Source organism: Bradyrhizobium sp. SMVTL-02, assembly GCF_051853005.1.
GTDB lineage: Bacteria > Pseudomonadota > Alphaproteobacteria > Rhizobiales > Xanthobacteraceae > Bradyrhizobium.
On the sequence record NZ_CP182469.1, the window covers coordinates 7175923 to 7198657 of the forward strand.

20 protein-coding genes and 1 tRNA gene are annotated in these 22735 nt (G+C 64.2%); 9 read left to right on the forward strand and 12 right to left on the reverse strand.

Annotated elements, in window-relative coordinates:
- The first annotated feature begins 67 nt into the window (after nucleotides 1-67).
- Nucleotides 68-541: a transcription elongation factor GreA gene (greA, locus tag ACNJYB_RS34370; RefSeq protein WP_027563740.1), complete on the forward strand. Its 474-nt coding sequence runs from the start codon at nucleotides 68-70 to the stop codon at nucleotides 539-541.
- A 242-nt stretch (nucleotides 542-783) separates the two neighbouring features.
- Here greA and ACNJYB_RS34375 read toward each other — a convergent pair whose 3' ends face one another.
- Complete coding sequence (locus tag ACNJYB_RS34375) at nucleotides 784-1263, reverse strand: Lrp/AsnC family transcriptional regulator (protein WP_026312113.1); 480 nt, start codon at nucleotides 1261-1263, stop codon at nucleotides 784-786.
- 267 nt (nucleotides 1264-1530) lie between these two features.
- Here ACNJYB_RS34375 and trxB point away from each other — a divergent pair, with 267 nt between their 5' ends.
- The 5 genes from trxB to ACNJYB_RS34400 all read left to right on the forward strand — a co-directional run bounded on the left by trxB (nucleotide 1531) and on the right by ACNJYB_RS34400 (nucleotide 5516).
- Nucleotides 1531-2496 carry a thioredoxin-disulfide reductase gene (trxB, locus tag ACNJYB_RS34380; protein ID WP_439371014.1) on the forward strand — a complete coding sequence of 322 codons (966 nt, stop codon included), beginning with the start codon at nucleotides 1531-1533 and terminating at the stop codon, nucleotides 2494-2496.
- Nucleotides 2497-2501: 5 nt separating this feature from the next.
- The gene (locus ACNJYB_RS34385) at nucleotides 2502-3425 is read left to right on the forward strand and encodes a LysR family transcriptional regulator (RefSeq protein WP_026312114.1); all 924 of its coding nucleotides are present in this window, start codon (nucleotides 2502-2504) and stop codon (nucleotides 3423-3425) included.
- A 446-nt stretch (nucleotides 3426-3871) separates the two neighbouring features.
- The gene (locus tag ACNJYB_RS34390) at nucleotides 3872-4780 is read left to right on the forward strand and encodes a 4-hydroxy-tetrahydrodipicolinate synthase family protein (protein ID WP_439371015.1); all 909 of its coding nucleotides are present in this window, start codon (nucleotides 3872-3874) and stop codon (nucleotides 4778-4780) included.
- Nucleotides 4781-4998: 218 nt separating this feature from the next.
- Nucleotides 4999-5220: a hypothetical protein gene (locus tag ACNJYB_RS34395; RefSeq protein WP_439371017.1), complete on the forward strand. Its 222-nt coding sequence runs from the start codon at nucleotides 4999-5001 to the stop codon at nucleotides 5218-5220.
- A 98-nt stretch (nucleotides 5221-5318) separates the two neighbouring features.
- Nucleotides 5319-5516: a hypothetical protein gene (locus tag ACNJYB_RS34400; protein WP_439375714.1), complete on the forward strand. Its 198-nt coding sequence runs from the start codon at nucleotides 5319-5321 to the stop codon at nucleotides 5514-5516.
- A 123-nt stretch (nucleotides 5517-5639) separates the two neighbouring features.
- On the opposite strand, the gene ACNJYB_RS34405 is transcribed toward ACNJYB_RS34400, so the two are convergent.
- Together ACNJYB_RS34405 and ACNJYB_RS34410 are read right to left on the reverse strand one after the other, a co-directional pair.
- Nucleotides 5640-6317: an AAA family ATPase gene (locus ACNJYB_RS34405; protein ID WP_439375715.1), complete on the reverse strand. Its 678-nt coding sequence runs from the start codon at nucleotides 6315-6317 to the stop codon at nucleotides 5640-5642.
- 472 nt (nucleotides 6318-6789) lie between these two features.
- Nucleotides 6790-7152, reverse strand: coding sequence for a hypothetical protein (locus ACNJYB_RS34410; protein ID WP_439371018.1), 363 nt, complete (start codon nucleotides 7150-7152; stop codon nucleotides 6790-6792).
- Between the two features lie 460 nt (nucleotides 7153-7612).
- Here ACNJYB_RS34410 and ACNJYB_RS34415 point away from each other — a divergent pair, with 460 nt between their 5' ends.
- Together ACNJYB_RS34415 and ACNJYB_RS34420 are read left to right on the forward strand one after the other, a co-directional pair.
- Entirely contained in the window at nucleotides 7613-8557 is a 945-nt protein-coding gene (locus tag ACNJYB_RS34415) for an AEC family transporter (protein WP_439371020.1), read from the forward strand.
- Nucleotides 8558-8925: 368 nt separating this feature from the next.
- Nucleotides 8926-9384 (forward strand): hypothetical protein, encoded by a 459-nt coding sequence (locus ACNJYB_RS34420; protein WP_439371021.1) that lies wholly within the window; start codon nucleotides 8926-8928, stop codon nucleotides 9382-9384.
- A 334-nt stretch (nucleotides 9385-9718) separates the two neighbouring features.
- On the opposite strand, the gene ACNJYB_RS34425 is transcribed toward ACNJYB_RS34420, so the two are convergent.
- The 6 genes from ACNJYB_RS34425 to ACNJYB_RS34450 form a co-directional block, all read right to left on the reverse strand.
- On the reverse strand, nucleotides 9719-10468 hold the full coding sequence (locus ACNJYB_RS34425; protein ID WP_439371023.1) for a hypothetical protein: 750 nt from the start codon (nucleotides 10466-10468) through the stop codon (nucleotides 9719-9721).
- Between the two features lie 471 nt (nucleotides 10469-10939).
- Nucleotides 10940-11149 (reverse strand): hypothetical protein, encoded by a 210-nt coding sequence (locus tag ACNJYB_RS34430; RefSeq protein WP_439371024.1) that lies wholly within the window; start codon nucleotides 11147-11149, stop codon nucleotides 10940-10942.
- A 149-nt stretch (nucleotides 11150-11298) separates the two neighbouring features.
- The gene (locus ACNJYB_RS34435; protein WP_439371026.1) at nucleotides 11299-11643 is read right to left on the reverse strand and encodes a hypothetical protein; all 345 of its coding nucleotides are present in this window, start codon (nucleotides 11641-11643) and stop codon (nucleotides 11299-11301) included.
- Nucleotides 11644-11654: 11 nt separating this feature from the next.
- The gene (locus ACNJYB_RS34440; RefSeq protein WP_439371027.1) at nucleotides 11655-11834 is read right to left on the reverse strand and encodes a hypothetical protein; all 180 of its coding nucleotides are present in this window, start codon (nucleotides 11832-11834) and stop codon (nucleotides 11655-11657) included.
- Between the two features lie 556 nt (nucleotides 11835-12390).
- Nucleotides 12391-12467 (reverse strand) — tRNA-His (locus ACNJYB_RS34445).
- A gap of 340 nt (nucleotides 12468-12807) precedes the next feature.
- Nucleotides 12808-13242: a phasin gene (locus ACNJYB_RS34450; protein WP_439371028.1), complete on the reverse strand. Its 435-nt coding sequence runs from the start codon at nucleotides 13240-13242 to the stop codon at nucleotides 12808-12810.
- Between the two features lie 673 nt (nucleotides 13243-13915).
- Here ACNJYB_RS34450 and ACNJYB_RS34455 point away from each other — a divergent pair.
- Nucleotides 13916-17338 (forward strand): PAS domain-containing protein, encoded by a 3423-nt coding sequence (locus ACNJYB_RS34455; RefSeq protein ID WP_439371029.1) that lies wholly within the window; start codon nucleotides 13916-13918, stop codon nucleotides 17336-17338.
- A gap of 43 nt (nucleotides 17339-17381) precedes the next feature.
- Here the strand turns inward: ACNJYB_RS34455 and ltrA are convergent, their stop codons facing one another.
- The 3 genes from ltrA to ACNJYB_RS34470 all read right to left on the reverse strand — a co-directional run bounded on the left by ltrA (nucleotide 17382) and on the right by ACNJYB_RS34470 (nucleotide 22706).
- Nucleotides 17382-18761: a group II intron reverse transcriptase/maturase gene (ltrA, locus tag ACNJYB_RS34460; RefSeq protein WP_439368749.1), complete on the reverse strand. Its 1380-nt coding sequence runs from the start codon at nucleotides 18759-18761 to the stop codon at nucleotides 17382-17384.
- 605 nt (nucleotides 18762-19366) lie between these two features.
- The gene (locus ACNJYB_RS34465; protein WP_439371030.1) at nucleotides 19367-21340 is read right to left on the reverse strand and encodes a methyl-accepting chemotaxis protein; all 1974 of its coding nucleotides are present in this window, start codon (nucleotides 21338-21340) and stop codon (nucleotides 19367-19369) included.
- Nucleotides 21341-21533: 193 nt separating this feature from the next.
- Entirely contained in the window at nucleotides 21534-22706 is a 1173-nt protein-coding gene (locus ACNJYB_RS34470; protein WP_439371032.1) for a thiolase family protein, read from the reverse strand.
- Between the last annotated feature and the right edge of the window lie 29 nt (nucleotides 22707-22735).

Consider the following 22735-nt stretch of genomic DNA (forward strand, 5'->3'; position numbering starts at 1 on the left):
ATCGACGAATCAAGGTTGCCGCGCCCTTCTGTCAGTGGGGCGCGCCGGCCGAAGGACGAGAGAAGAGATGGAAAAGGTTCCGATGACCCAGGCCGGCTTTGTCGCGCTCGGGGAAGAATTGAAGCAGCGCCAGTCCGTGGACCGTCCGCGGATCATCGAGCATATCGCCGAGGCGCGCTCGCACGGAGACCTGTCGGAAAACGCGGAATACCATGCCGCGAAGGAAGAGCAGTCCCACAATGAGGGCCGCATCGCCGAGCTCGAGGACAAGCTCGCGCGCGCCGACATCATCGACATCTCGAAACTTTCCGGCGACACCATCAAGTTCGGCGCCACCGTGACGCTGGTCGACGAGGACACCGAGAAGAAAACGGTCTGGCAGATCGTCGGCGAGGTCGAGGCCGACGCCAAGAAGGGCCGCATCTCCATCACCTCGCCGCTCGCGCGCGCGCTGATCGGCAAGAAGAAGGGCGCCTCCGTTGAGGTCAACACGCCCGGCGGCGCCAAGGCCTATGAAATCACCAAGGTGGAGTGGCGGTAAGCTTTTGCCGCTGCGTCCCCTGACGTTTCGAAAAGGCCGCGCAGTGCGCGGCCTTTTTGTTTCGGCGTGGTGCTCGGGTTGTGGTGAACTCACGCCCTCGCCACGCGTCATTGCGAGCGCAGCGAAGCAGATCCAGAATCTTTCTGCGGAAACGGTCTGGACTGCTCGCTGCGCTCGCAATGACGGAGAGGAGCATCAGCTGGTCTTCGCCTCTCCCCGTAAGAACGGGGAGAGGTGAAGCCCTACCTCCGTCCCTTCACCTCGAGCGGCACCGCCGCCTCGTATTTCGAATTGTGCAGCACCAGCGACGTCCGCACGTTGCGGACATGCGGCGCCGCCGTCAGGTGCGTCACGAAATCCTGGAACGTCGCCATGTCCGGCGCGACGCATTTCAGGATGAAATCGACCTCGCCCGACAACATCCAGCATTCCCGCACCAGGGGCTCGGCGCGAACGAACTCCTCGAAGGCGCGCAGATCCGCCTCGGCCTGGCTGGACAGGTGCACGGCGGCGAACACCGTGACGTCGAACCCCAGCTTTCGCGCGTCCAGCAGTCCGCGATAGCCGTGGATATACCCCTCCTCCTCCAGCGCCCGGACCCTGCGCAGGCAGGGCGGCGGCGAGATGCCGACCCGCTTGGCCAGCTCGACATTGGTGATTCGACCATCGGCCTGAATCTCGGTGAGAATTTTCAGGTCGATCTCGTCTAGGCTCCGCGACACGTGATTGGAACTCCTGGCCTTTGCGGCGGTATTGAGTAGGTCTGTCGCAATCCTCATAGCCTAGTCCGCCCGGTTAGCGCAATTTTATTGCGCGTGCAGTGCAATCGACTTTTGTTCCTTGTTGGAAAAATCCGCCGACAGGGAATGCAATTCTTGCATGGCTCATCAGAAGGCTTAGATTAGCTCTGATATTTCAGCGCCTCCGCGAGGCCTCCCGGCACGTTCCGCGCCCGCGCTGCAAATCCCCCGTGAAAGGCGTCCATCGAAATGTCCGCTCCTGTTCATGCAAAGGTCGTCATTATCGGCTCCGGCCCCGCCGGTTACACCGCCGCGATCTACGCCGCGCGCGCGATGCTCGAGCCGATCCTGATCCAGGGCATCCAGCCGGGCGGTCAGCTCACCATCACCACCGACGTCGAGAACTATCCGGGCTTTGCCGACGTGATCCAGGGCCCCTGGCTGATGGAGCAGATGGAGAAGCAGGCGGTCCATGTCGGCACCAGGATCGTCACCGATCTCGTCGTCAAGCTGGATACGGCGCAGCGGCCGTTCCGCCTCACCTGCGACAGCGGCGACGTCTATCTGGCCGACGCCGTCATTCTCGCCACCGGTGCGCAGGCACGCTGGCTCGGGCTGCCGTCGGAACTAAAATTCCAGGGCGGCGGCGTCTCGGCCTGCGCCACCTGCGATGGCTTCTTCTACCGCAGCAAGGAGGTCGTGGTGGTCGGCGGCGGCAATACCGCGGTCGAGGAAGCCCTCTACCTCACCAACCATGCTTCGCAGGTCACCATCGTGCACCGTCGCGATCACTTCCGCGCGGAGCGGATCCTGCAGGAACGCCTGTTCAAGCACCCGAAGATCAAGGTGATCTGGGACTCCGCCGTCGACGAGATCTGCGGTACCGAGAACCCGAACAAGGTCACCCATGTCCGCCTGAAGAACGTCAAGACCGGTGCGCTCTCGGACGTGAAGACCGACGGTGTCTTCATTGCCATCGGCCACGCGCCTGCAACCGAGCTGGTCAAGGGCCAGGTCAAGCTCAAACCGTCCGGCTATGTCGAGGTCGCCCCGAACTCGACCGCCACGTCGGTGCCCGGCCTGTTCGCCGCCGGCGATGTCGCCGACGAGACCTATCGCCAGGCCGTCACGGCCGCCGGCCTCGGCTGCATGGCCGCTCTCGAAGCCGAACGTTTCCTGGCCCTGCGCGCCAGCGAGCGCGCCGCAGCGGAATGAAGATCATGCCCCGAACACGCGACGGATTTACGGATATGGACTGGGACAAGCTGAAGGTGTTTCACGCGGCGGCGGAAGCGGGCAGCTTCACGCATGCGGGCGAGCAGCTCGGCCTGTCGCAATCGGCGGTCTCCCGCCAGGTCTCGGCGCTGGAGCAGGAGCTCTCGGTCTCGCTGTTCCACCGCCACGCCCGCGGCCTGATCCTCACCGAGCAGGGCGACCTCTTGTTCCGCACCGCGCATGACGTGTTCATGCAGCTGCAGGCGGCGCGCGCGAAACTGACCGACAGCCGCGAGCGGCCGAGCGGCGATCTCAAGATCACCACGACGCCGGGCGTCGGCATCAACTGGCTGATCCCGCGGCTCGGCGAATTCACCGCGCTCTATCCGGAGATCCGGATCTCGCTGATCGTCACCGACGAGGAGCTCGACCTGTCGATGCGCGAGGCGGACGTCGCGATCCGCACCCGCAAGCCGACGCAGCCGGACCTGATCCAGCGCAAGCTGTTCGCGATGGGCTTCCACGCCTATTGCTCGCCGGAATACATCAAGCGCTTCGGCACGCCGCGGACGCTGGAGGAACTCGACTCCCATCGCATCATCACGCTCTCCGACGGCAACTTCGCGCCGCATCTGCAGAACCGCAACTGGCTGGTCGAAGCCGCGCGCAACGGCTCGGGCCCGCGCGAGGCGTACTTCAAGGTCAACAACATCCTCGGCCTCGTGCGGGCCTGTCAGCAGGGCCTCGGCATCGCTGCACTGCCCGACTATCTGGTCGAGGAACAGAGCAAGCTCGTACAACTGTTCGGCGAATCGGATTCGATCCAGCTCGACACCTATTTCGTCTATCCCGAGGAGTTGAAGACGGTCGCGCGCGTGCAGGTGTTCCGCGACTTCGTGGTGAGCAAGGCGCAGCGCTGGCCGTCCTGATTTCCGCATGTCTGACATGCGGCCTCGGCTGTTGCTGCACGGCGCTCGTCAAGCCCATACTGTTTGCACGCTGAGCCTTCGCGTTGCGCATTTGTCCCCCTCCTCCAGTGGCGCGGGAGTTCAGTAATCCCTCTTGGAAGGTGATTGTGTCGGCCTCACGTGGCCAATACCTAAGCCGGGCCCTCGGGTCCGGCTTTTTTTCTGCCGAAATCGGCTTTCGCCCTCCGCGTGTATTGACAGTTTTGGGCGTCCCCCGCATTCTTTGCCAATGATCACGAAGTCGTGCGCACGCGTTTCGAAAAAAGGTCCCCGTCCGGGGACCTCGGAGTTTTGCGCGCGCTTTTAACGGCTTCGTCATCGCGAGCTAGATCCCGAAAACCCCGCCACCTGGACGGGGTTTTTTCATGTGCCTCCGTCTCAGGTTTTTCCCGAGAAGGAGATGGAACATGACCGGACTACGCGACCATTTGCACGGACTCTGGCTGCCGCTGGTGACGCCGTTCCGTGACGGCAAGCTGGACGAGGCCTCGCTGCGGCGGCTGACCCGGCATTACCGCGGACAGGCCGTCGACGGCTTCATCCTGGGGGCGACCTCCGGGGAAGGCATGACGCTGCGGGAGGGCGAGCTCGAGCGCCTCGTCGCCGTGGTGCGCGACGAGATGTCGGCGGGCCGCCGCACCTTGCCGATCTGCCTCGGACTGTCGGGCGCCGACACTGCGCGGCTGAAGGACCGCTTGGACGAGACCGCGGACTGGCCGATCGAGGGCTATCTGATCGCAAGCCCCTACTACTTGCGGCCGTCTCAGCGCGGACTGCTGGCGCATTTCGAGGCGCTCGCCGACCACGCGGCGTGGCCGATCGCGCTCTACAACATTCCCTATCGCTGCGCGGTCAACATCACCAACCAGACCATGCTGCGGCTCGCCGCGCATCCCAACATCGTCGGCGTCAAGGATTGCGGCGCCAGCCGCGAGCAATCGATCGCGCTCTTGCGTGACCGGCCCAAGGGATTTCGCGTGCTGACCGGCGAGGACGCCAACTATCTCGAGGCGCTCATCGACGGCGCCGATGGCGGCATCGTGCTGTCGGCCCATGTCGAGACCGCGACCTTTGCCGCGGTGTACACGGAGGCGAAGCGCGGCGACCACGACGCCGCGCAGGCGCGCTGGAATGAGGTCGCCGCGCTCACGCGCCTGTTGTTCACCGAGCCGAGCCCCGCGCCGGCAAAGTATTGGCTGTGGCGATCCGGCCTGATCGACAGCCCCGAACTGCGCCTGCCAATGGTGGAGGTGAGCAGCGAGCTCGCAGCCACGATCGATCGCGAGATCGAGCGACGGATGAAAGTTCCGGCGTAGTGCACTCTCTCCACGCGCGCAGCTCGTCCTTGTCCCCTTGCGGGAGAAGGTGGCGCGAAGCGCCGGATGAGGGGTTCTCTCGACGCGCAACACTGTTCGTGAGGAGAGGGACCCCTCACCCGTCTCGCCGCTACGCGGCGAGCCACCCTCTCCCGCAAGGGCAGAGGGTAAGGCGCCCACGTGGTTAATCGCACCCCAACACTCTTCGCAGCTGCCGCATGGCGCATCCACGTCTCGTTTACGAGACCGCACCTATCGTCCTTCCCAAAGTCTACCAAAAAGGGGGAATGACCATGGGGCATCGCACCCGGCCTACGGCCGCGCAGCAATTCGCGCCCGCCGATCTCATGCAGGGGATTCTCGTCGTTTCGTCGTTCGCGTTCTGGGCAGTGGTGCTCGGCCTGATGCCGGTGCTGCTGTTCCGGGTCTGGCTGACCTGAGACGGCGGCGCGCCGCGATGGTTAAGCGCAAGTGGCAAATGCGCTCAAAATGCGAGCGGGCTTGCAAGCCGGAATTTTAAAACATCCCGCATAGCATGATGCCCCTAAGCGAAGAAATCGCGGGGGCGTTTGTGAATAGTCATAATGAAATGGCGTCGCATTTCGGCGCCGGACGGCAGAGCCTGTCCACCGAAGAGAGCTTCACCACCGAAGACATCCTCTGGGCCGTCGGCATCTGGTCGGTGATCCTGACGCTGTCGCCGGTCATCGTGTTCTACATGCTGATGGTGGCGTGAGTTTCATCTCGAGATTCCGGATCTGGCGCTTACGCACCATCCCGGAATGACAGGTGAGCCCGGAAACGCAAAACGCGCGGACCTTCCCGCGCGTTTTCCGTCCGGGGAATGATCTATGAAAAATTACGCCGCCTGCCTGTGCATTGCGCCGGATCCCGACGCCGTGCCGCGAATGGCCTTGACCGAACGCTCGATCGCCGCCCACAGCCTTGCGATTTCCTGAGCCGCACGGCTTTCGGCCTGATATTCACGCGCGCCTTCGCCGTGGCTCAGCGCCATCAACAAATCCGAACGATTGGTGATCTGACCGCCCCACACCGGAGCGCGGAATTTCGCCAGCGCCTCGCGGGCGATGGTGACGATCGGGCTTTCGGCCTCGTCGCGCTTGGCCGGAGCACCGTTGAGCACGACCGCGTAGGGCTTGCGCGCCGCGCGGCACATCTGGATGGTTTCCTGCACCGCGTTGACGTCGAACACGCCGGGACGGGCGGGGATGACCACCATGGTGGCATTCTTGATCGCGTCGTCGACGACGGCCGAGAGGTTCGGCGGCGTGTCGATCAACACCCATTCATAACCGTCGCGCTTGGCAGCGGAGACGATGCCGCTGACGGAGTTCACGGCGGCCTTGATCGGCGGCTCGTTGGTGCCGCGCAGCTTGTGCCACAGCGTCAGCGAGCCCTGCGGATCCGCGTCCACGAGCATCACCTGCTTGCTCGCCTTGATCTGCGCGGCGAGATGTGCAGCCAGGGTACTCTTGCCCGAGCCGCCTTTACGCGATGCAAAAACAATAACGTTCATACCCTTGGCCTCCAGATTGACCCCTGGCCGCGAAAATGAATCAGCGCACTGATTCGGGAAAGAAAAATTTACCGGGAGTTGCTTGGCCGCCACGAAATAACAAGGCGTGTTGGCTTTTGAGTCACACTGCTGCACGCGACGAGACACAAGCCACAATGCATCGCGCCTGAAACGAGCATATGTGCGCTTTTCGAGCAACGCGGCGGTAAAGCCGAATGCAACCCTGCCGCGCAAACTTTCTTCCGACTCTTTTCCATCGCGTGTGGCGGCAATCGCCGCGGGTCCGCGCGCATGGTGCTGCGAACAAAACGAGTCCGACGCTGTCGCACGGCTGACCCGCAATCATCTGCTTCGCGGCACAAACCGCTTTCACGCCTCTCGCTTTCGGAGGACATCGCAGGACATGCAAATGCCCGGGTGAAGACGCCCCCCGGGCATCAGCAGGTTTCGAACAAGGAACGTGCGGCGCGCTTCAGCCCTCGTCGCTTTTCTTCTTCTTGCTCGCCTTCGCCGCCGGCTTGCTGCTCTTCTTCGCCGAGCTCTTCGACGCGGCACTGGCGTTGGTCGGCCGGTCGGCGCGGGCTTCGCCGGGCTCGGGGCCCTCGCGGAAGAACACCTTGCATTGCGGCGACAGCTGGGCCTTCTTCTGGATCATGCAGGCGGTGATGGCATCGACGTTCGGAACGAACTCGCCGCACAGCCGCATCGCATCCGGCGTGCAGGCCTGCTGCTGCTCCGGCGTGTAGGCAAGGCCTGAGCCCGGTTGGACCAGCACGGCCAGCGCGACCCCGGCGATGGCAGCAAGAACGGACTTCCCAGAGTGAAACGCCGGCATCGATCCCCCCAATGTCTGACCGTGGCGGAGTGTGGGTGAACCGCGGTTCGTTGGCAACGAGGGGGGATGCGAAAGGCCGGAGTTGTGCGGTCTCGGCAACAGGCCGGAGCAGCCGGCCATCTCCTCCGCTGTCGTCAGCCGGCTTGCCGCATTCGCCGAAGCTTCGGCGGGCCGAGCACCCTTGTGGCCCCGGCGGAGCCGGGTCGCGGAGGATGACAGCTGAGTTTGGTCAAGGACTCCGGCTAACCCTCGGCGAAACTGACGAGATCGCCTTCCAGCTGCAGGCTCGGGGGGCCCTCCAACAAAAACTGCGAAAACAACCCCATGCACAGTAGCCGGGCCTCGAGGCATCTGCGGATTTTACGAATCCGTTTTGACTCGTCGGGCAAAACAGGGGCATAATGCCGGCATCGAAAAATGCGTGGGGTGGTCGGCCGATCCCCGTGAGGTCAAAGGGCGCATGGCCACCATCCTGATCGTCGCACCGGTGTTCGCCCTGATCGCGGCGGGCTATGTCGCGGTGCTGTTTCGCTTCGTCTCCGAGACCGCACACAAGGGCATCTCCGAATTCGCCTTCAGCATCGCCATCCCAGCGCTGCTGTTTCGCAGCATCGTCGTGTCGGAATTCCCCGACGTCAGCCCCTGGCGGATGTGGGGCAGCTATTACGGCGCGCTCGCGCTCACCTGGATCGCGGCGCTGACGCTCTCGGCGGCGCTGCGCGCGCGGCGCGCTACCAGCGAGGACGGCGTCGTGTTCGCGATCGGCTCGGTCTACGGCAACATCGTGATGCTCGGCATTCCGCTCGTGCTCTCCGCGCTCGGCAACGAGGCGGCAGGACCGATGGCGCTGATCCTGTCGGTGAACACGCCGCTGCTCTGGCTCTGCGGCATTTTGCAAATGGAGCTCGTCAGCCAAAAGCGCAGCGGCTCGCCGCTCTCGATCATCTGGCCGGTGCTCGCGGATCTCTCACGCAACCCCTTGATGCTGGGAATAGGTTTCGGCGTGGTCTGGCGTTTTACGGGCCTCGGCCTCAATCCCGTCGTCGACCGCACGATCGAGCTGCTGGCGCAGGCGGGCTCGCCAGCCGCGCTGATCGCACCCGGCATCAATTTGTTTCGATTCGAGGTGAAGGGCGAGAAGCTGAGCATTTTGGTGATGTGCGCGCTGAAACTGCTGGCGATGCCGGTCGCAGCGTTCGTGCTGGCAAAGCTGCTCGCCCTGCCGCCGAATGCGGCCGGCGTGATCGTGCTGTTCGCGGCAATGCCGACCGGCGCCAACGCCTACATCTTCGCGGTCCAGTATCAGCGGCTGGTGAACCCGGTGTCGGGCGCGGTCGCGCTGGGGACATTGCTGGCGGCGGTGACGTTGCCCGTGGCGGTGTGGGTAGCGGCGGGGATGAGGTAGTTCGGCTCGCCCCTGTCCGAATGATTTGAGGGCTAGCGGCGGCGACTGAAACTTGTAGCTGAGCCTCACGCGCGCAACGTCGGTCGTGAGTTGGCCGCCGATGCTGCAATTGGCATCGGGTCTGCCCCTCCCGTCGGCGAATGGTCGCATCGCCATCCGATACATCGTATGCAGGAATTCGCCGCCGACAATCCAGTTCAAGTCCAGCGCATATTCGACGCCGACGCCACGCCACCCCAGAGAACGCCGCTGCCCTTGGCCGTGATTCAGTGGCGTTTCCAAAGGTCGCGCTTCCGACGAAATTGTCGATTCCGTCCCGGTCGGCCTGACGAGACGGCCGGAATACATGGCAGGACTGCGATACGGCGGTGATCCTTGGATTGCCCTATCTCCCTCAGACGTGGGCCACCAACATGTTCTGCGCGCTGCAAGGGGCACAGGATGACGAATGGCTGCAATCACCGGAGTGGAAGCAGTACAAGAACGTTCGGAAGACGATGGAACAACGTCAGATGTCCGTGTCTGTGATCCAAGCTGCCAACCGTATCTGCTGCCGACAAGTGATTGATGCTGAAGGCCACTGCCCTCCTGCTGACATCTTTATTGTGCTGCCGAAGGATGCCTTGGGTGGCGCTGTACTCGATGACATCAAGGCCGATATGCCGGGGATCAAGGTGACAGACTGGGCCTTCGCACTGGACACCCCAAAGGAGAAGAAGCTCGCATCGGTAGCTCTCACGCACGGCTCATCTCCTGTATGGAGAAGCAGGCGCCCGGCCCGGTGTCCCTCACCGTTATTCAACGCGACCTACAGCTCAGCAGTGTGAAGAAGCTACGTGAAATGTTGAACGACAGCTAACACCCGGCCTCACAGGCACTCAGGGAGAGAAAGGTAAGCTACCTTCCCGGCGTCGGCCGGGGATCGAAAAGCTACCTTGTGAAAGCAGCGTAACGAGAAACAGGCCGCACACAGGTTTCCCTCGGGAGCCCGCGTGCGACCTCATTTTAGGCTATGCATTCACATGTCTGCTTAGCAACCAAGAGCGCCACAAAAGCAGACCTAACGATATTGACGCGACGGGCCAAAAGCGACGGTCACGCGCTGTCCAGTCTCAACACCGTCTTCGCTGGTCCGAGGGACGCTGCGCCTTTGGCAAACGATCAGAAGCCCACATGCTCGTTCATGTAGAAGGTGTTAAGAATGGAGATCCGAGGCTGATCGGTCTTGATTGGCGGGCGGCCGTGCCAGCTCATCTTTGCCAGCGAGTGATAGGCTTTCAGGACCACGAACGCATATCCGACATTGGGCAGGAAAGGGATGGTTTTCACGGGCTCAAGGCAGTAGGAACCAACATGAAACAGGCCTTTGAGGGAAGCCCGATAAAGCGTCGTGCCGAGAGCTTCCTGGCTGATGTCGGCCGGGCAATAAAGCTGCATCGTCACAACCTTTTTGCGTGTGTCCGGATGCGGTTTGATCTGGTAGCCGTCCCTGTCCCAGTAGAGCACCGGCTTCGCTACTAGCTTCAGATCGTCGACGCCCGGCACCTTGTCGCCGCGAGCGCGAATTTCAAGCCCGTCGTGCAGTCTGTTCCGGATCGCCCGCTCGACCCCCTTCGAGGTCAACATGGTCGACACCGCAGCCCATGCAGGTCGCAGTGACGGATCGATCTTGTCTATATTCTCGCCATAGAGGCGCAGCGCCCTACGCGTTCCCGTGCCGGTGATCGGATCATATCCTTCAGTGGGAACATTCCGTACCAGATCCCGGTAAAACTCCACGGGAAAGAAATTGCGGAAGACAATATGGGGGAAGGGAAAAGAGAAATGATCGGCTGCCTCGATGCTGGCAACCGCATGGGCCGTGAGTTCGTCGGCCAGATCAGAAGGAGCCGTCTCTGCAAGTGCCTCCATAAGGATACCTCAGAACGCATTTATGTTCATTTGTTAACTCAATCAATTCTCACTCTTGCGGCCGAAACAAGGCACAAGCGGCCATCGTGTAGAGAAAAGGGCGTGAGATTGAACCGCTAATCGCCTTGCAGCTCGTCCGCTTCTGATGGATTAGCCGACTTGCGCGATCCTCGGCTTACCTTGGTGCCGCGTGTAGACATTGGCTTGCTGAGCAACCGGACACGCGACCACCGAGGGAGCACACGTTCAATCCAGCTTGTAGCGAGGGAATTTCTTGAGAGCTTCGGCCATGGCAAATACGGTCGGCGGGCCATATTTCCGTCCCTCGGTCGCCTGCGTGTGCCCTGTGATGGCGTCGTTCATTTTCTCCGACATCCCGATTTCATCACCGATCCTCTTGAAGAGATGGCGCCAAGCATGGTTGGGGCTAAGTTCGGGATCGTCAACACCTAGTCCGCGAACCCATGTTCCTCAGTGAGCGCGAGCAGTGTCGGCGCGAGAACGTGACAGCTTCAACGGGTCATTGCTTTTCTTCTGTGGCGTCCTGTCATTGTAGAACAGCGCCCCCTTCCCAACCTGCTGAACCATTTCGATGAAGCCCTGAGCGATCAGGTGTTCATGGATCGGCACAACGCGCGGCTTGCCAGTCTTGAGCGTGCCCGCCTCGGGGGTCAGCTTCATTACGTAGAATCCGTCGCGTCCTTCGATGTCGCCGCCGCGCAACTGAGTGATTTCACCTGACCGCGCGCCCGAGTACGCACACAGCCATGGCACCCAACGGCGCGTCCTCTCAGTTGGCGTGACAGGCTTCTGATACGCAAGGCCGGCTTTCAGAATGATTTGGCCTCTGCCGTGGTGAAGCTGCGGGCGTCCTCGCGCGTCTGCACCTTGCGGGGAACGTCAACCTTGACTTCCTTGAAGGGATTTTGGCGAACGCGCTTGTGCTCGCGCGCCCAGCTAAACACTCGACGCGAGGCTGAACGCCAAATCTCCCGCACAGTTATCGCCGTACGCTTGGCTGTTATTAGACCATGCACCCACTTGCGCGCAGCGTCCTCGGTGATCCCGTCCGTCCCCACCTCGGCAAACTCACGTTGCATTTCCAGAAATACGGCTCGCCAGCGGGAAAACGTATTAGGTGCGGGCGTTGTCGCAGTAACGAAAGCCTCGAACAATTACCAGCAACTCACGCCTGAGCCGTGAACTGCGGAAAGCTGTCGGGGGTGTCATCGCGTGAGTAGTCGCCATTCGCGCGCCTCTCCAGCAACATTATCGCGAGCAGAAGGTTGTCGCTAACAGCATCGACAAAGAGCGCATAGGCGGTGGCGTTCAGTGCCTTACCCTCGCTCGCAAGAAACGTCGCCACCCGCCAATTCAGCGATACGCGGCCTCACCGCTTCTCGGACCTCGGGCTCCTTCTGCCACTCCCAATGCGGATCGGCCGTGGGATTGTCGTGGTAGCTTTCGGGTGCCTCGGGATAAATCACATCCCACACGAGGTAGTCGCCCATTTCCTCCAGCGCTTCGCCGGTCCAGGATCAGCCTCGTGCAGCTTCACGTACCAACGGCCCGCGAGAGCGATTGCGTTGAGCCTCGTGAGTGGTTGCCCCTCGCCGCTCCTTTGGGCTCGCAGCGATGCGCGTTTCAACCTCAGCTTCCCACTCGCCAAGGCGGGCCTTAGCTTCGTGCTTGGGGGTGTCGGCCGCGAGTTTGAGATGAGCTTCACGCCTGGTCCCATAGAGCCTTTGGTACTCCTCGCGAACGTCCTCGGGGACACCTTTGCGAGCAAACCATCGACCGTCAGAAGCTCGATTCAAACCGACCATACGCAATGCCATTTGTAGCGCCTTTTGTATTTTAGGCGGCGCAAATACATCAGGTCTATCAAGAAGATGCTGAGAATGCGGAGTTATCCGGCACGGTGGTACAGTTGGGTGGGCTCGAACCACCGACCTCCTGTTCCACAGACAGGCGCTCTAACCAACTGAGCTACAACTGCATCCTTGCGAGCGCCCGGGGGGCGCCCTTCCCAGGGCCGACAACCGAGGGGGCTGGACGGGGCGGAAACTAGGTGCAACGGCCTCATTTGGCAAGGCCGCAGTGGCGCGAAAAAACAGCGGAAAACATGTTCAGCCCGACGAAATCGGCCCGGATGGTGACCATCAATGTGCTGAGCCTCGCGCGCTTGGCGGCGACACTCCCCGTGGGGAGAGAGCGCTCTCCCCGGCCTCTCCCGCATCCGCCTTCGCCAAGGCTTCGGCGGACAAGAGCGGGAGAGGCGAAGAAAAACCCGGGCCGTGGGGCCCGGGTTTCTCAACTTGATCGATCCGCCGCTTTGGTCAGGCAGCCGGCTTGTAGAACTTGGCAGCGCTCGCCTTGATCGGCTCGGCGGTCTCGGCGGCGACGCGCTGGCTGATCTCGACCAGCTCCTTGGCCTGGGCCTGGAAGGTCTCGAGCTGCTTGCGGGCGTGGTCGTTCCACAGCGTGAACGCGTCCGACGGCGACTTGGCGCCGAGCAGCTCCTGGGCGAAGTCCAGCGAGGCCGTGGAGTTGGCCTTCATGAACTCGACCAGCTTGGCGGTGTACTCGCTGGCGCCCTTGGAGGCGCAGGTGAACACGGCCTCGACGGTGCCGTTGTGGGTCTCGGCCGCGTCCTTGAACTTGGCGTAGCTCTCGCGGGCCTGCGATACGCCCTTCTCGGCGAACGCACGCATCTGCTCGGGGACCTCGAACGGAATGATCGAGGCAGAAAACGGATCAGTCGCACCTGTCATGGTTGTCCCTCACGCTAATCTAGAAAAAATGAAGTGAGCCTTACGGCGCGCCCGCCGGCCAACCGGGGCCGTCTGTTGGCGGGTACGAAGACTGGATACGCGAAACAAACGAGATGACTCGCCCCAGCGCCCAGCATTGTGGTTGCCTAACATGTCAACATTGTGCAGCGCAATGCATCGGACGGGTGCGGCGCGAAATTTAATCACGGTGAGGGTGAGGTTCCTAGAGGGGGGAACCCGAGGTTGAGGTAGTCTGGTGCGGGGAAGACGGCCTGAGCAAGCGCCTCGTCCTTCGAGACGACCGCTTCGCGGTCTCCTTAAGGATGAGGCTAAACAGCATTGCCCAGATTGAACTGCCGCCGCGCTCTCCTCCCTCATCCTGAGGGCCCGCCGTCGGCGGGCGTCTCGAAGGATGCGTTGCGGGCGAGCCAAGGATGCCGCGTGCAGCCTCGACTGCCGGCCGGACGATCGCCCCGCCCGCGAATCCTGCGGATGCAGGCGGGCTGCGGCTTGCGGGTTCTACTGGATTAAGGTTATCGCGGCTTTGGGCCCCTCTGTCGGGGCCGGGCCGTGGACCTGCCCGCGCCCGCGGGCAATACTAACCCTTTCTTAAGGCTGCCATTCCGGCAAGCCGCCACAGAAGACGCCGACAGCGAGACGTGAAGCCGGTTGGATGAGTAGTTCGGATTTCCAGTTGCGAGGCGTGGGCGATCCGCGGCTGGCCGTGCATGCGACCTCGCAGCTTCCCACCTGGCTGTTCGCGGTCGACGGCAGCCGCGTGCTGTGGGCCAATCCGGTCGGCGCCAGGCTGTTCGGCGCGGCCCATGCCGCGGCACTCGCGGAGAAGATCTTCGGCCCTGCCGACAGCCATCGCCGCCAGGTGGCCCGGCTCGCCCGCCAGCTCCCGGGAGGCGGCGCCGTGCGGCTGGAGCGGCTGCGCGGCTTCGGCGCCCGGCTCGGCACCCTCATGACCTGCGCCTGCGCGCGGCTCGACTTCGCCGACGGCAAGAACGGCGTGCTCGTCACCGCGCTGGACCCGACCGGGCAGCCGATGCCGCTGGTCGAGCGGCTGCATCGCCTGGTCGAGGCCGCGAAGGTGCCGATGGCGGCGTTCGCGCCCGACGGCCTGTTCGTCGGCGCCAGCGAGGCCGCCCGCTCTTTGCTCGGCTTTCGCGACCTCGACGAGGCCGGCCTCGAGCAGGCCCGCAGCGATGCGCTCGCCAAAGGCCGGGTCGAGACGCCGATCGGCATCGGCCACATGGTGCTGCAGCGGGTCGGCACGGGCGCCGATGTCGGGCTGGTCGCGCTGATCGAGCCGGCCGCTGCGCGGCCGGCGCGCGAAGCGGTTCAGGAGATCATGGGCGAAGAAGCCGCCCAGCCTGCGCCTGACGCGCCGCCCGCCCCCCCGGCCACGGCGCCGGACGATGTGCAGTCTTCACAGCCGAACGAGGCCGCCTCCGGAATCAAGCTGTTCGATGCCCTTGCCGAACCGAGCGACCCGCCAGCCGAGACCATTGCGCAAGCGCCCGAGGTGCCCGCGGGCGAGCCGGCCGCGGAGATCTTGATCCCCGACGCCGTCGCGCCCGAGGCGTCTGCCGCGGAAACGACCGGCGAAGTCATCGACGTCGCGGCAAAATCTCCGGTTGAAAACCCGCCCGCAGCCATTGCGCCGCCGCAGGCCGCGCTGATCACATCGGGCATGGTCGAGCCGCCGCCCGCGCCCGCAGAGCCGCCGCGCCAGCATCCGCTGCGCTTCCTCTGGCAGATGGATGCGGACGGCCGCTTCGTGCTCGGCTCGGACGAGTTCATCCGCCTGATGGGCGCGCACACCGCGGCCGGCTTCGGCCGCCCCTGGCGCGAGATCGCCGAACAGTTTTCGCTCGATCCCGAGGGCCGCGTCGCGCAGGCGCTCGCCAGCCACGACACCTGGGCCGGGATCACCGTGAACTGGCCCGCCGATGGCGGCGAGCACCTGCCGGTCGAACTCGCCGGCCTGCCGGTCTACGACCGCGATCACAACTTTGCGGGCTTCCGCGGCTTTGGCGTCTGCCGCGATCTCGACGGCCTCAACCGGCTCGATGCGCTGCGCCGCTTCGAGCTGTTCGTCGCGCCGCACGCGCAGCAAAGCCCTTCCGCGGATAGCGTCGAGTCGGAGCCGATGGCGGAGGCACCGCCTCCCTCGGTCGAACCGCCTGCACCTGAGCCTGAGCCAACGCCCGAGCCTGTCGCTGAACTGCCCGCACCAACACCAGACGCGCATTCACACCCAAGCGATCCGGAAACGCCAGTGGAAACGTCTCCCAACGTCGTGCCGTTCCGCAGCCCCGGCGATGCGAGATCGCCGACGCTGACACCGGTCGAGAACAGCGCGTTCAACGAGCTGGCGCGGCAATTGTCCGAGCGGCTCGAACGCGAGCGCGAGAGCATCGCAGTCGCCGGCGCCGAGCCGCCGACTGCCGCGACTGCGCCCGAGCCGCCGCTGTCCGAGCCCGAGTTCGAGCCCGAATCCCTGCCGCCGCCCGCACCGGCCGAATGGCTGACCGAGCCCGCGCCGCCGGCGCGCGGCATCAGCCTGCGCGACCGCACGCTGCTCGACCTGTTGCCGACGGGCATTTTGATCTATCGCCTCGACCGCCTGCTCTACGCCAACCCGGCGTTCCTCGCGCGCTTGGGCTATGACAGCATCACGGCGTTGGAGCATGCCGGCGGACTGGACGCGCTCTATGTCGAGCCGGGCGTGTCGTCGGCCTCCAGCACGTCGCAAGGCGGCACGCCGGTGACGATCAGCGCGACGCTTGCCAATGGCGAAGCGCCGCTGCCGACCACGGACGCGCATCTGCACAGCATCGACTGGGACGGCGACAGCGCGCATGCGCTGATCTGCGCGCTGCCGCAAGCCGCACCCGCGATTGCCGCGCCCCAGGTTGCCGGCGAGCCGGTCGTCCCCGAGTCCTTCCCCTACGCGCCTGATGTGGAGCCTTCGGCCGGCGATGCCGACGCGGAAGATCTCGCCGCGATCCTCGACACCACCGCCGAGGGCATCCTCATGTTCGATGCCGAGGGCAACATCCACGCCTGCAACCGCAGTGCCGAGGCGCTGTTCGGCTATGACGGCGAGGCGCTGCTCGAGCAGAATCTGGTGACCCTGTTCGCGCCCGAGAGCCAGCAGGTCGTCGCGGACTATCTCGACAGCGTGAAGAGCCAGGACATCGCGAGCCTGCTCGATCATGGCCGCGAGGTGCTTGGACGCGAGAAGAAGGGCGGCGTCATTCCGCTCGCCATGATCATGGGCCGCACCCGGCCCGACGGCCCGAACTTCTTCGCCGTATTCCGGGACCTCTCGCACGCGAAGAAGGGCGAGAGCGAGCTGACGCAGGCGCGCCGCCTCGTCGACGGCGCGGCGAGTGCCAAGGCCGACATGCTGGCGCGGATCAGCCACGAGATCCGCACGCCGCTCAACGCCATCATCGGCTTTGCCGAGGTGATGATCTCGGAGCGCTTCGGCAGCCTCGGCAACGAGCGCTACGGCGAGTACATGAAGGACATCCGCGCCTCCGGCGAGCGTGTCATCGCCATCATCGACGATCTCCTGGAGCTGTCGCGGATCGAGACCGGCAAGCTCGACCTCACCTTCGCCAACCTCAACCTCAACGACCTCGTCGAAGCCTGCGTCGCGGTGATGCAGCCGCAGGCCAACCGCGAACGCATCATCATCCGCACCTCGCTCGGCCATGCGCTGCCGCAGGTGAGCGCGGACGCGCGCGCGCTGCGGCAGATCACCATGAATTTGATCTCGAACTCGATCCGGCTGGCGAGCGCCGGCGGCCAGGTCATCGTCTCGACCGCGATGACCGACCGCGGCGAGATCGCACTGCGCATCCGCGACACCGGCCATGGCCTCACCGAGCGCGAGGTCGCCGCCGCGATGGAGCCGTTCCGCACCCCGCCGCCCGGCGATGCCGCGGACAATTCCGCGCTCAATCTGTCGCTGACCAAAGCGCTGGTCGAAGCCAACCGCGCCCGGTTCAACATCAAGAGCGCCGGCCACGGCACGCTGATCGAAGTGGTGTTCGCGCCGGTGACGGCGGGGGCGTGATTGGCCGCCGTCATTGCGAGCGCAGCGGTCGCGGTAGGGACGCTCATTGCTGGGCGCCCCCCGCACAGATCCGTACGTGCGGCTTTCCCGCATACGGCTCCCACCTCGGGTGAGTAGCGGTGAAGCGTGTTCGGGGCCAAGGATGGAGGATTTGTGGCTTGGGGAGCAAGTCGGAGGCAAGCCGCGCGACCCGCTGCCACGTGGTCCCGTCAATCTGGCTGCGGCGCCGAAGCATCCGCCTCCATTGTTCGGTGACGAAGTAGCGGAAGGCGCTGAGCGCTCGGCTGTTGGTCGGTACCGCGTGGTAGTTGAAGTACCCGGTAACGACCTGCCGCAGCCATTTGCCCTGTTCGAGCACCGACTGGTGCATACGCCGTCGCATTCCCTGCTTCACGGCTTGCAGTTTCGCCCGCATGCGGTCTTTGCGAGACTTGCGCCTGATCTGGAACTTGCCTTGCTTGGATCGGCTGCAGATGAAGGTGAAGCCGAGGAAGTTGAAGGTCTCCGGCTTGCCGAGCCCGCGCCGCCTGCGGTTGTCCTCCGCATGACGTCCGAACTCGATCAGCCGGGTTTTCTCAGGGTGCAGTGACAGCGCGAACTCCTGCAGCCGTTTGCGCAATTCTTCGAGGAAGTGCCGGGCCTCATTCTCATGCTCGAAGCCGACGATGAAGTCGTCAGCGTAGCGCACGATGATCATGTCACCCGCGGCCTCGCGCCGTCTGAAGCGTTCGGCCCACAGATCGAGGGCATAGTGCAGGTAGATGTTGGCAAGCAGCGGCGAGATCACCGCCCCTTGTGCCGTCCCCTGTTCGCTGACCCTGACCGTTCCTTCTTCGAGAACACCCGCCTTGAGCCATTTGCGGATCAGACGGATGATACGCTGGTCGCCGGTCCGATGTTCGACGAAGCGGATGAGCCATTCCTGGTCCACCATGTCGAAGAACGAGCGGATATCGGCGTCAACAATGAAGTTCACCCGCCGGCTCTCGATTCCGACCAGCAGCGCATCCATCGCATCGTGCGCGCTGCGCCCGGGCCGGAACCCATACGAGAACCCGAGGAAGTCCTCCTCGTAGATCGCGTTGAGCACCGTAGCGGTTGCCCGCTGAACGATCTTGTCCTCGAGGGACGCAATCGCCAGCGGTCGCTGCCGCCCATCCTGCTTCGGGATATGGACCCGCCGCGACGGCTGCGGCCGGTACGCTCCCCGGTGAACACGAGCATGCAGGTCCTCAAGATTGGCCTTGAGGTCTTGCTCGTAGTTCCGCCACATCATTCCGTCCACACCCGGCGCGGCATGCTTCTTCAGCGCGAAGAACTCCGCCTCGAGCAGTTCAGGCGTGATGTGGTGAAGCAGCGCAGTGAACCTCTCCTTCTTCCTTTCCCTTGCAGTTCGCCGTATGCGTTCCAACGCCTGTGTCACGCTTGTCCGGCTCGGCGTCCGGGGCGTGCTTTGCTGGTCCGCATTCCCCTTGGTCGCGGCCCTTCGCTCCACCAACTCCTCCGCGGATCGCTCCGCTTCGTTCGCAGGCTTCGACGCTACTACGGCCGCGTCCGACTTCCCGCATCCGTTCGTCATCGGCTTTGGCTCCTCGCCTTCCCGATGCGGACCTTGGGGGCATGTTGCCATCGGTCAGATGCGGGACCTCCCAGGTTCCGACGCGGTCCTTTGCTGCGTGATGGGGTCTTCGACCACGGCAGAGCGTCAGCGCCTCGCATAACGGCGCCGCACATGTTGCCTTCGACGTTGCTTACCGGCTCGGCCTCTGCGAGTTTCTGTCTTTCGCGGCTCAATAGCCCACCCCACAGCATCGTTGTGTACGCTTCGCAGCCGCCGTTGCCGACGGCCACGCAACACTCACTACCGGGCGCTCGCTACCGCTTACCCGGACCGGACTTCCACCGGTTGGACCACGCCAGCTTGCCTGGCGCACAAACAATCCAGAATCCCTTCGGAAAGATTCCGGATTGCTTCGCCACGTTCGCAATGACGAGGGGTTAGAGTGGCGCGTCCCTTACCGTGCAAGCTTACGCTGCGCGCACCGTATGCAGGAACTTGCTCACCTCGATCTTCAGCCGGTTGCTGTCATTCGACAATGACTGCGCCGCGGAGAGCACCTGCGAAGAGGCCGAGCCGGTCTCGGTCGCACCCTGGCGCACGCTGCTGATATTGGCGTTGACCTGCGAGGTGCCGGCCGCCGCGTTCTGGACGTTGCGCGAGATCTCGCCGGCCGCCGCGCCCTGCTCTTCCACGGCGGCGGCGATGGTGGAGGAGATCTCGGACAGGCGCTCGATGGTGCCGCCGATGGTCTTGATCGCGCCAACGGAGTCCTGGGTCGCGACCTGGATGCTGGAGATCTGCTGGCCGATGTCGCCGGTCGCCTTGGCGGTCTGCTCGGCCAGCGCCTTCACCTCCGACGCCACCACGGCGAAGCCGCGCCCGGCCTCGCCCGCGCGCGCCGCCTCGATCGTGGCGTTGAGCGCCAATAGGTTGGTCTGGCCCGCGATTGCGTTGATGAGTTCGACCACATCGCCGATGCGCGCGGCCGCGCGCGACAATTCGCTGACGCGATCGTTGGTCTGGCTGGCCTGGCTGACGGCATCGCCGGCCATGCGCGCCGATTGCTGCACCTGGCGGCTGATCTCGTTGACGGACGCGGTCAGCTGTTCGGCTGCGGAGGCCACCGACTGCACGTTGGTCGCCGCCTCCTCGGACGCGGCTTCCACCAGCGCCGCAAGCTCGGTGGAGCGGCCGGCGGTCGTCGTCAGCGACGTCGCGGAGGCCTCGAGCTCGGTCGCGGCCGACGACACGGTCTCGACGATCTCGCCGATCGCGCCCTCGAAATCGTCGGCCATCCTGATCATGTCGGCGCGGCGGCGCTCGGCGGCGAGCTTGTCCTGCCTGATCTTCTCCTCCGCCTCCTCGCGCGCCTTCCGTTCGGAGTTGATCTTGAACGTCTCGACCGCCCGCGCGATCTCGCCGATCTCGTCGGGACGGCCGAGCCCCGGCAGCGCGATGGCGAAATTGCCATTGGCGAGCTCGATCATCGCAACCCGCACCGCCGACAGCGGCTTCGACACCGAACGCCCGATGAAGATGCCGAGACCGAGCACACCGGTCGCAATCACCGCGATCGCGACTGCAATCCAGAACTGGATGCTGGCGCGCTCGGCATCGTTCAGGCGATCGGCCTCGACGCGGACCCGGTCGACCGATTTCGAGATCTGCTCGATCACGGGCTCGACCGACGAGAAGGCCTCGGACATGGCCTTCAGCTCGGCCGCCAGCTTCAGCGCGGTCTCCATCCAGGCGGCGAAGTCGCGCTGGTAGTCGGCGAGTTTCTGGCGCAGCTCGGCCTTGCTGCCGTCGGGAATGGCCGCCGCATCGACACCATCCGCGAATTCCGTCGCGCGCTTCTTCATGTCGTCGCCATATCTGGCGTCGCGACGCAGCATGAAGTCCTTCTCATGCCGGCGCATCATCAGCATGATCACCTTGAGCTGGGAATTCTGGAGCTGGTCGACCTGGCTCTCGATGCCGTGGACGGACGTGCGCAGGCGGCCTTCGAGGCCGGACTTCTCGTCGAGGCCGAGCCGCTGCCGTTCCTCGACGACCGCGGCAAAGCGCGCCTGGTAGATCTTCAACGACGCATTCATCGCGTCGATCTGCTGCGCCAGCTCCGGCTTGCCGAGCGCTGCGATCCTGCCGCGGAGCGTCTCGATATCGAGCGCCACCTGCCTGCTGATCTCCGCCTGGCGCTGGGCCCTGGCCGGATCGTTGCGCAGCAGGAAATCCTTTTCGGCGCGGCGCGCCTTGAGCAGCTCGACCGCGATCCTGTCGTTCAGCTCGAACACGCCGCGTGCATCCTCGGCCGCGTCGCGATAGACGCCCATCACCCGCTCGCCGTAGAGGTGAATGCCGCCGATCAGGACGACGCCGATGACGCCGAGGACGCTGATTGCAGTGATCTTGTGCGCGAGCCTGACAGAGAAGAGCCGCATCGTGATGCCGGAGCTGGTGGTGGCCGATGCGGTTGATAAAGCGCTAATGCCCGAAAACTTCCGTTAATTTGCGGGCACGTAGAATTACGTGCTTTGTGACACAATGCACTGCAACGGGCACATGAACCAACAAAGAAGCACGGCGCATGACGCGCCGTGCTTCCCTGGCTGAGCGTTCAGCGAGGCGATCGGCTCAGCTATAGATCTCGAACAGGCCGGCGCCGCCCTGGCCGCCGCCGATGCACATGGTTACCACGCCCCACTTGGCCTTGCGGCGGGCGCCTTCCTGCAGCAGATGGCCGGTGAGACGGGCGCCGGTCATGCCGAAGGGGTGGCCGATCGCGATCGAGCCGCCATTGACGTTGTACTTGGCCGGATCGATCTCGAGCTTGTCGCGGCAATACAGGCACTGGCTGGCGAAGGCTTCGTTGAGCTCCCACAGATCGATGTCGTCGATCTTGAGGCCGGTGCGCTTCAAGAGCTTCGGGATCGCGAACACCGGGCCGATGCCCATCTCGTCGGGCTCGCAGCCGGCGGTCGCCCAGGCGACGAAGCGGCCGAGCGGCTCGAGGCCGCGCTTCTCGGCGTCCTTGGCTTCCATCAGCACCACGGCGGCCGCGCCGTCGGAGAGCTGGCTGGCATTGCCGGCGGTGACGAACTTGCCGGGGCCCTTCACCGGCTCGAGCTTGGCCAATCCTTCCATCGTGGTGTCGGGGCGATTGCACTCGTCGCGGTCGACGACGTAGTCGACGATCGACTCCGCCTTGGTCTGCTTGTCGACGACCTTCATCCTGGTCTTCATCGGGACGATCTCGTCCTTGAACTTGTTCGCCTGCTGCGCGGCGGCCATGCGGCGCTGCGATTCCAGCGAGAACTCGTCCTGGTATTCGCGGCTGAGCTTGTAGCGCTCGGCGACGATGTCGGCGGTGTCGATCATCGCCATGAAGATGTCGGGGGCGACCTTGAGCAGCTCAGGATCGATGGATTCGTTCGGCGAGCCGCCGCCGGGAATGGAGATGCTCTCGACGCCGCCGGCGACGATGCAATCGGCGCCGTCGGAGCGGATCGAGTTCGCGGCCATCGCGATGGTCTGCAGCCCCGAGGAGCAGAAGCGGTTCACCGAGACACCGGCCGTGGTCTTCGGCAGTCCCGCCAGCAGCGCGGCCTGGCGGCCGATGTTCGGTGCGCCGTGCGCGCAATTGCCGAGATAGCAGTCCTCGACATAGTCCTTCTCGACACCGGCCCGGTCGACCGCGTGCTGGATGGCGTGCGCCGCAAGCGACATCGGCGGCGTGATGTTGAACCCGCCGCGGCCGGATTTCGCGAGGCCCGTGCGCGCATAGGAAACGATGACGGCTTCACGCATTGTTTTCTCCCTTGTCGAACGATTTTGAA

What these genes read in the sequence shown, in the direction of transcription:
- greA (WP_027563740.1), top strand. Translation starts at nt 68, where the DNA reads ATGGAAAAGGTTCCGATGACCCAGGCCGGCTTTGTCGCGCTCGGGGAA.
- trxB (WP_439371014.1), top strand. Translation starts at nt 1,531, where the DNA reads ATGTCCGCTCCTGTTCATGCAAAGGTCGTCATTATCGGCTCCGGCCCC.
- ACNJYB_RS34385 (WP_026312114.1), top strand. Translation starts at nt 2,502, where the DNA reads ATGCCCCGAACACGCGACGGATTTACGGATATGGACTGGGACAAGCTG.
- ACNJYB_RS34390 (WP_439371015.1), top strand. Translation starts at nt 3,872, where the DNA reads ATGACCGGACTACGCGACCATTTGCACGGACTCTGGCTGCCGCTGGTG.
- ACNJYB_RS34395 (WP_439371017.1), top strand. Translation starts at nt 4,999, where the DNA reads ATGGCGCATCCACGTCTCGTTTACGAGACCGCACCTATCGTCCTTCCC.
- ACNJYB_RS34400 (WP_439375714.1), top strand. Translation starts at nt 5,319, where the DNA reads ATGCCCCTAAGCGAAGAAATCGCGGGGGCGTTTGTGAATAGTCATAAT.
- ACNJYB_RS34405 (WP_439375715.1), bottom strand. Translation starts at nt 6,317, where the DNA reads ATGAACGTTATTGTTTTTGCATCGCGTAAAGGCGGCTCGGGCAAGAGT.
- ACNJYB_RS34410 (WP_439371018.1), bottom strand. Translation starts at nt 7,152, where the DNA reads ATGCCGGCGTTTCACTCTGGGAAGTCCGTTCTTGCTGCCATCGCCGGG.
- ACNJYB_RS34415 (WP_439371020.1), top strand. Translation starts at nt 7,613, where the DNA reads ATGGCCACCATCCTGATCGTCGCACCGGTGTTCGCCCTGATCGCGGCG.
- ACNJYB_RS34425 (WP_439371023.1), bottom strand. Translation starts at nt 10,468, where the DNA reads ATGGAGGCACTTGCAGAGACGGCTCCTTCTGATCTGGCCGACGAACTC.
- ACNJYB_RS34430 (WP_439371024.1), bottom strand. Translation starts at nt 11,149, where the DNA reads ATGAAGCTGACCCCCGAGGCGGGCACGCTCAAGACTGGCAAGCCGCGC.
- ACNJYB_RS34450 (WP_439371028.1), bottom strand. Translation starts at nt 13,242, where the DNA reads ATGACAGGTGCGACTGATCCGTTTTCTGCCTCGATCATTCCGTTCGAG.
- ACNJYB_RS34455 (WP_439371029.1), top strand. Translation starts at nt 13,916, where the DNA reads ATGAGTAGTTCGGATTTCCAGTTGCGAGGCGTGGGCGATCCGCGGCTG.
- ACNJYB_RS34465 (WP_439371030.1), bottom strand. Translation starts at nt 21,340, where the DNA reads ATGCGGCTCTTCTCTGTCAGGCTCGCGCACAAGATCACTGCAATCAGC.
- ACNJYB_RS34470 (WP_439371032.1), bottom strand. Translation starts at nt 22,706, where the DNA reads ATGCGTGAAGCCGTCATCGTTTCCTATGCGCGCACGGGCCTCGCGAAA.